Origin of the sequence: Mesorhizobium sp. M0239 (assembly GCF_040321815.1) — a bacterium.
Classification (GTDB): Bacteria; Pseudomonadota; Alphaproteobacteria; order Rhizobiales; family Rhizobiaceae; genus Mesorhizobium.
In genome coordinates, this window is sequence record NZ_JAMYSG010000068.1 from 1 (window position 1) to 6256 (window position 6256).

Below are 6256 nucleotides of genomic sequence, written 5' to 3' on the forward strand. Positions count from 1 at the left end.
TAGCTAACCGTCGCGATCCACCGCAGTGCGCTCCTGCCACCCGCCTTTCAGTCGCGACGCCAAGCTAAAAACGCTCTGCATTATCCAGGGCAAAGTTTTATCTGGAGTCTTTGGCGGCGCATGCTGCATTTGGGAGAGGTTCAGGGGTGGCAGTATCCGGATAAAAGCTGCGGCAAGATCGTAGGGGCTGGCGAGCGAGGTGACGGGTTTGCAGATACCGCTGCGTACATCGTCGACGATGGAGGATTATGTCACCGTCCAGGAGTGGCGCCGTGCGTGTCTGCCGTGCTGCCCGCTTCACCCGCACGGCGGCTGTTCGCTTCGACGCCACGGCAGCTATACGCGGCTGACCAGCCCCGGCGTGCGCGTCGCTCGCTGGTATTGCCCGCAAGGGCGGATGACGTTCAGCCTATTGCCGGATTTCCTCGCTGCCCGCCTCCCTGGGCTGCTTGCAACGATCGAGCGCGCCGTCGCGGTGACGGCATCGACAAGAAGCATGGAAGTAGCCGCGGATGTGCTCCGCGGACCGGAGGTCGACCTGCCTGGAGCGATGCGCTGGCTTCGGCGGCGGGTCATAGCGGTGCGCCGGTCGATGACGGCCGTCAAGTGGGTGACACCATTGTTAGCGCCGGACGTACTGGAGCGCGCTGCGATCGGAGATGACACACCGATCATGCCCAAGCTGCGCCGCGCCCCTGCCATTATCGGCGCTGAACTGTATTCCCGCTCCCCTGGGTTTCGCTCGGGTACCGCTCGGTGACGCCTGGTCCATGCGTTGGGTGCCCGGAGTGATGCGGGACGCGGATTCTCGGGCGGCATCACGAGGTAGCTGTCGCCAACACGAAGTGGGGCCTGACCGCATTATCGTGGTCAGCTACGCTGGTTCGGCCAAGGTGATAGGATCCCCATGCAGACCGAACCCACGCCCACCACCGAGGATATCTACCGCGTCTGGCGCGCCGACCGCCGCCTGAGCCCTGGCGCTGCGCTGGTCTACATGCGCAGGATCAGGTCGTTTCGCTCCTATTGCGCCGAACACGGGCTGATCGAGCGCGAAGAGCTCACCCTCGAACGGGCAAATCGCTTCATAGGCTGGTATGCGCGGCGGCAGAATCTCGATCCGCGGTCGCTGGGCCTTTTCCGGAGTGCTCTGCAGTCGCTCAACCGAGTCTATCATAGCATGGGGTTGGCGCCTCCCGATTGGCGGTCGCCGCGGCCAGCAAAGCCGCCGGCAACGCCTTTGCTTGCCGAGTACGCCGACTACCTGCTCCGGCATCGGGGCAACCCGCAGGTGACCGTGCACAAGAAGTTGCAGCATTTTCAAAGCCAGGTTCCCTTGATGTGCAAAAATCGGGGTTTCAGTGGGGCCGCCCTACTTGCGGCCAATGGTGGCAAAAAGACCGCTGGTCCTGTTGTCAGCAACGATCAATGGCTTCATGCTCTGATCCCTACAAACGCACGGCGTGGAGAAGCCTCGATGTCACAGACCGATGAAATTCTAATTACCGCTGCCGTTCAAGGCTACGTTTTGGCCATGTCCACGGCTGCCGAAGAAGGACTGCGGGCAGCCTTTCACCCACATGCATCAATCGTCGGTAACTTCGAGGGCGCGGTCGAGTGGTTGAGTGTTGACGCTTACGTCGGGGAGGTGCTGGGTGCCGGCTTGCCGCCGAGCCACAGCCCCAACTGGACAGTCGTATCGCTCGACATCACGGACGATGCAGCCACTGTGAAGGTTGAGGACGAATTTGGGAGCACCAAGTTCACCGACTATCTTGCACTGCTCAAGATCGCAGGAGAATGGAAGATAATCAGCAAGCTCTACCACCTTCACAATTAGAACCGTCCCGAGCGCAGCCCAAAGAGCTGGCGACCTGTAGCCTGCTTCGGTCCTCTAGCGCCTTTTAAGCTTGAGCTTAGCCCTAGCCGTTAATTCGCTTCGAGGCCTCGGCTTTGGTTGAATCTTCAGCTTAGCTTTTATCGTCGCTCGCCTGCTCACAAGTCTTCAGGTTAGGAACCTTGCGACGAGTCATTGGCTCGTTACCCGTTGTCCATTCGTCAGGATACTTGCTGATGCTTTCGCTTCTGGCTTGGGATGAAGGCTTGCATTACACTATCGGGAACGACACAACACGTTTGATCTGCTTTTGTTCCCATGATCGACATGTATGGGGTTGAAGAGGATGGGGTGTTCGCGGATGCAAGATTACTGGTGCTGGAACAATCCGACAAAATTGCTTAGCTTTCGCTCGCGGTCGCCAACGATGAACCGACGGCCAATTGCGCGAGAATCTAAAGACCCTCCGCACCCGCAGTTTACCTCAACACTGAGGACACAATCCCCATGAAAGCAATCGTAGCGACGGACCAGGCTGCAGGAATGTCCGGGATGAAGTTGGTGGAGCGGTCCGAGCCGCAGCCGGCAATAAACGACGTCGTCGTACAGGTTCATGCGGCAGGATTCGTCAACACCGAACTGGATTGGCCCTCGACATGGGCCGACCGGGCCTTCCGTGACCGACCTCTTCAATTCTCGGCCACGAGCTGGCCGGTGTGGTCACTAAGCTCGGCTACGGCACCACAGGGCTTTCTATTGGCCACCGGGTGTTCGGCCTCGCGGACTGATCGCGACGGCACCCTTGCTGAGTATGTTGCCATGGAGGCCCGTAACCTCGCGCCCCTGCCCGGCGACGTCGACTTCACGGTGGGCGCGAGCCTGCCGATCTCCGGCCTGACCGCTTGGCAGGGGCTGTTCCAGCATGGCCGTCTTCAGGCGGGGCAGAGCGTCCTCGCGCACGGCGCGGCCGGAGCCGTCGGTTCGATGGTGGCGCAGCTTGCAAGGGAGGCTGGAGCCTATGTCATCGGCACCGGGCGCGCCGCCGACCGCCAGAAGGCGCTCAACTTCGGTGCAAATGAATTTGTCGACCTCGCAAATGACACCCTTGAAGATGTAGGCGGCGTCGATCTGGTGTTTGATGTCATTGGCGGCGATCTCCATAAGCGGTCTGCAACGCTCGTCCGGCCCAGAGGTACCCTTGTGACGGTCGTCGGACCAACGGACAATCGACCTGCTGATGGCCTGACAGTTGATTTCGTCGTCGAGGCTGATCGGGCTCAGCTTTCTGAGATAGTGCAGCGGATCCGGGATGGACGACTGCGGACGAACATCGGCAAGGTTTCGAGCTTGGATGATGCCGTCGCTACCTTCAACTCCACCGAGCGACGCGCGGGAAAGACGGTTGTCCGCGTTCGTACGTGAGAACCTGGGGGCGACGACGGGTTCTCTCTGTTGTGGTCGCGTTTAGGCAGCTGAAACGGTGAGGCGCAAAGCGCCGTTCACCAGAAGTCATGCCCCGCCCATAAGCGCGCATGGCAGCAGCGTCTCTGATTTCAAAGCGGTAATTTACTCTTAAGCCCCATCCGGTAAGAACCTGTATGGACGAGATTTCTGAGAAGCTTTTCCATCTCTACGACAACACACCGGTGTTGATGGCAGCCTATGACGGCTTCGACCGCCTCCGTTACGCAAATGGAGCATTTCGTTCAGCGTTTTTCCTCGACGAGGGTGAGACGCCGCTTTGGTCAGATCTGATGCGCCGCAACTTCAGAGCGAGTATAGGGACAGTTGTTCGCGATCCCGATTTCGAAACATGGCTGATTTCGACGCAATCGCGGCGCGGCAAGACAGGCTTTAGAGAGTTCGAGACGGACTTGCTGACGGGCGTTGCCTATGGATGACGGAAACGATCCAAAACGACGGCTGGATGCTTTGCATCGCCAACGATATCACCAGGTTGCGGTCCCATGGGCGGTCAGTCCGACAAGACCGCGACAGGGCTATAAAAGCATCCTACACCGACGACCTGACCGGCGTTGCCAATCGCCGTTTTGTGAACGCGCGTATGGAAGAAATGCTCCAGAGACTGGACGTTCTGGGCTGCGTCTGCCTGCTCGACCTCGACAACTTTAAATACATTAACGACAGGTTCGGGCATCACTCGGGTGACATCATTCTGCGCGACTTCGCGGTGCGGATTCAACGTCAGGTGCGACGGTCTGACTGTTTCGGTCGCGTGGGCGGAGAGGAATTCGTGTTGGTCTTACCCGCCACCTCAACGTCAGAGGCAGAACTGATTGTGGAAAGGATGCTCGCGGCCATTCGCAAATCGAGGCCGCTTAGGCAAAAAGCGGATTTCGGGTACACTTTTTCTGCGGGTATTGCGTTGGCCATATCTGGCGACGCCGTCGCTGATGTGCTGTCGCGCGCCGACACGGCTTTGTATTCCGCGAAGATCGCGGGGCGCAACCGCATCCATTTGGCGGCTTAAAATAATTGAACGTCTGCAGGCCGAGGAGCGTAGAGACTTCCCCGTCCGCAACGGGGGTGGTTTGCGCAATGGTTCCGTACAATTTTAATCGCTTCGGCCAAGTGCCCACATTGAGATTGGCTAATATACGGCACGTTCAAAGCACAATAATGTTAAGCTAGACCTTTGCGCGCTGATGCAAGACATTGATCCTGTCATTGTCTAGCGCAAGAAGAGTGTATACAGACCGCGTTACGCCTTGGCCTTTCGCCTTGTTGTCGCTTTCTTCGGTGGCGTTTTCGCAACTGCCTTGCGGCCAAGGCCGGAAGACTTAGCGAGCTCCGACCGTTGAGCCGCGTAGCTCGGCGCCACTATCGGATAGTCTCGTGCGAGGCCCCATTTGGCTCTGTACTCGTCGGGTGTCATTCCCAGCAAACCAAGGTGGCGCTTCATAGACTTGAACTTGCGTCCGTCCTCAAGGCTGACGATGTAATCGCGAAACACCGACTTCTTTGGATTAACTGCCGGAACGAGCGCGGGCGGCAGCGCTTCCACCTGCTGACTCAATTGCGACAAGGCAGAATTCACACTGGCGATCAACTCGGGGAGACCGGCCGCCGGGATCGCATTCTTCTGAACATACGCCGCCACTATGTCGGCAGTGAGCTGCAATAACTGGACCTGCTGAGCTTCAGCGTCATTCTGCATGGTTCAAGGCTTTCCCATCTGATGTGCCTCTGTCTCTATTAAGGAGGTGCACAAAGTGCAACGGCCCGCGGATAATGAATGGATCTCACGCGAAGAAACTTGTCCATTTTGTAAGGCCAATGGGCACCTCGCGTGACCTAAGTAGCCCCGTACTTCCGTGCCGTAGTGGCGCTATGCCCGATGCGTTTGGTGGGCCGCTCAAATTTTCTGCAGAGTCGAGTACACGACTATCATAGTTAATTGTGGCTGCCGGTCACCTTGCGTAATCAGAAGCTCACAGTAGCTTTCCCGCGGAGGATGGTATGTTATATCCAGGTCGGCTTTTGGAGCCGAGCGATATTGTGGTGCTTGCCCACGTTTGTCAGACGGTCTGCAAAGAGCGCGGTGTACGTGTCGCTTCGCAGGACGGAGAGGGCATAGCTGCACACGTACTCAGACTGTTTATGAACGGCTTGACTGGAGAGAATGAACTGCTCGATGCTGAGCGGAATTGGGCTCGACAGAGTGACCTGTCGTCCCAGGAGCTTCCCGTCAACGACGCAGAAATGAGAGATGCCGCCTGATCCGTTTGATTGTTGCAGCCGAACCCCGTCACCTGCGATAGGTCGGGTGATCGGGAACAAACCTTATTTTTGAGAGTTTGTAGAGCCGTTTCAACGGGCGACTAACCGAAATGCTTCTTGCCGTGAATAGTGCAATCTCGACGGCCGTTTTGGCTGGCAGGGGTGCCAATGCGGAAGTGTTTGGTGTGGTCGACCTCACCACTAAAGCTGAGGCAAAAATCGGTCCCGTCACCTTGGGTATGGCCATTCAGTTCGTGGCCAACGCTTCGGTGCTTGGATACGATGTTCGCGGAGCCATGATCTTCTATGGGGAACCGGGCACCCCGAGTCTAAGGGCAAGAGAGTGCGAACGCTTGTGGGCGCAGTTTGGCGGCGCACTTCTGCGCCCGTAATCTCAGAATGGGAGCATCATTCTCCATCCGGGGTAAATGTTTGGCAGATCACCGGCACGACGGTCGATCCGACTAGTGCCGCAGGCTCTCACCGGGCCGAACAAACCGGTAGGAGAAACGAAATGGCCGACCCTCCGCGCCTGTGCTGGCACGATCAAGAGCGCCCAGCAATGCCCTCAAGGGCAAGGCGCAGATCTAAGTGATTGGCGCCCTTCAGAACCTGCTTTGTACGTTTCCGGCCCTTGCCTTTTTCGGAAAGTGCACCACAGAATGGGTCATTGAGGTT

At 58.0% G+C, this 6256-nt stretch carries 4 protein-coding genes and 2 pseudogenes; 5 read left to right on the forward strand and 1 reads right to left on the reverse strand.

Features of this window, described 5'->3' with window-relative positions:
• The first annotated feature begins 199 nt into the window (after positions 1-199).
• The 4 genes and pseudogenes from NKI99_RS33185 to NKI99_RS33200 all read left to right on the forward strand — a co-directional run bounded on the left by NKI99_RS33185 (position 200) and on the right by NKI99_RS33200 (position 4328).
• Positions 200-760: a hypothetical protein gene (locus NKI99_RS33185; protein WP_352613663.1), complete on the forward strand. Its 561-nt coding sequence runs from the start codon at positions 200-202 to the stop codon at positions 758-760.
• Positions 761-907: 147 nt separating this feature from the next.
• Positions 908-1840 carry a nuclear transport factor 2 family protein gene (locus tag NKI99_RS33190; protein WP_352613664.1) on the forward strand — a complete coding sequence of 311 codons (933 nt, stop codon included), beginning with the start codon at positions 908-910 and terminating at the stop codon, positions 1838-1840.
• Between the two features lie 504 nt (positions 1841-2344).
• A pseudogene (locus NKI99_RS33195) lies at positions 2345-3259 on the forward strand (NADP-dependent oxidoreductase).
• Between the two features lie 176 nt (positions 3260-3435).
• Positions 3436-4328, forward strand: a pseudogene (locus NKI99_RS33200) (GGDEF domain-containing protein).
• Positions 4329-4559: 231 nt separating this feature from the next.
• On the opposite strand, the gene NKI99_RS33205 reads toward NKI99_RS33200, so the two are convergent.
• On the reverse strand, positions 4560-5015 hold the full coding sequence (locus tag NKI99_RS33205) for a Ros/MucR family transcriptional regulator (RefSeq protein WP_352613665.1): 456 nt from the start codon (positions 5013-5015) through the stop codon (positions 4560-4562).
• Between the two features lie 673 nt (positions 5016-5688).
• On the opposite strand from NKI99_RS33205, the gene NKI99_RS33210 reads away from it, so the two are divergent.
• Complete coding sequence (locus NKI99_RS33210) at positions 5689-5970, forward strand: hypothetical protein (protein ID WP_352443310.1); 282 nt, start codon at positions 5689-5691, stop codon at positions 5968-5970.
• The last annotated feature ends 286 nt before the right edge of the window (positions 5971-6256 follow it).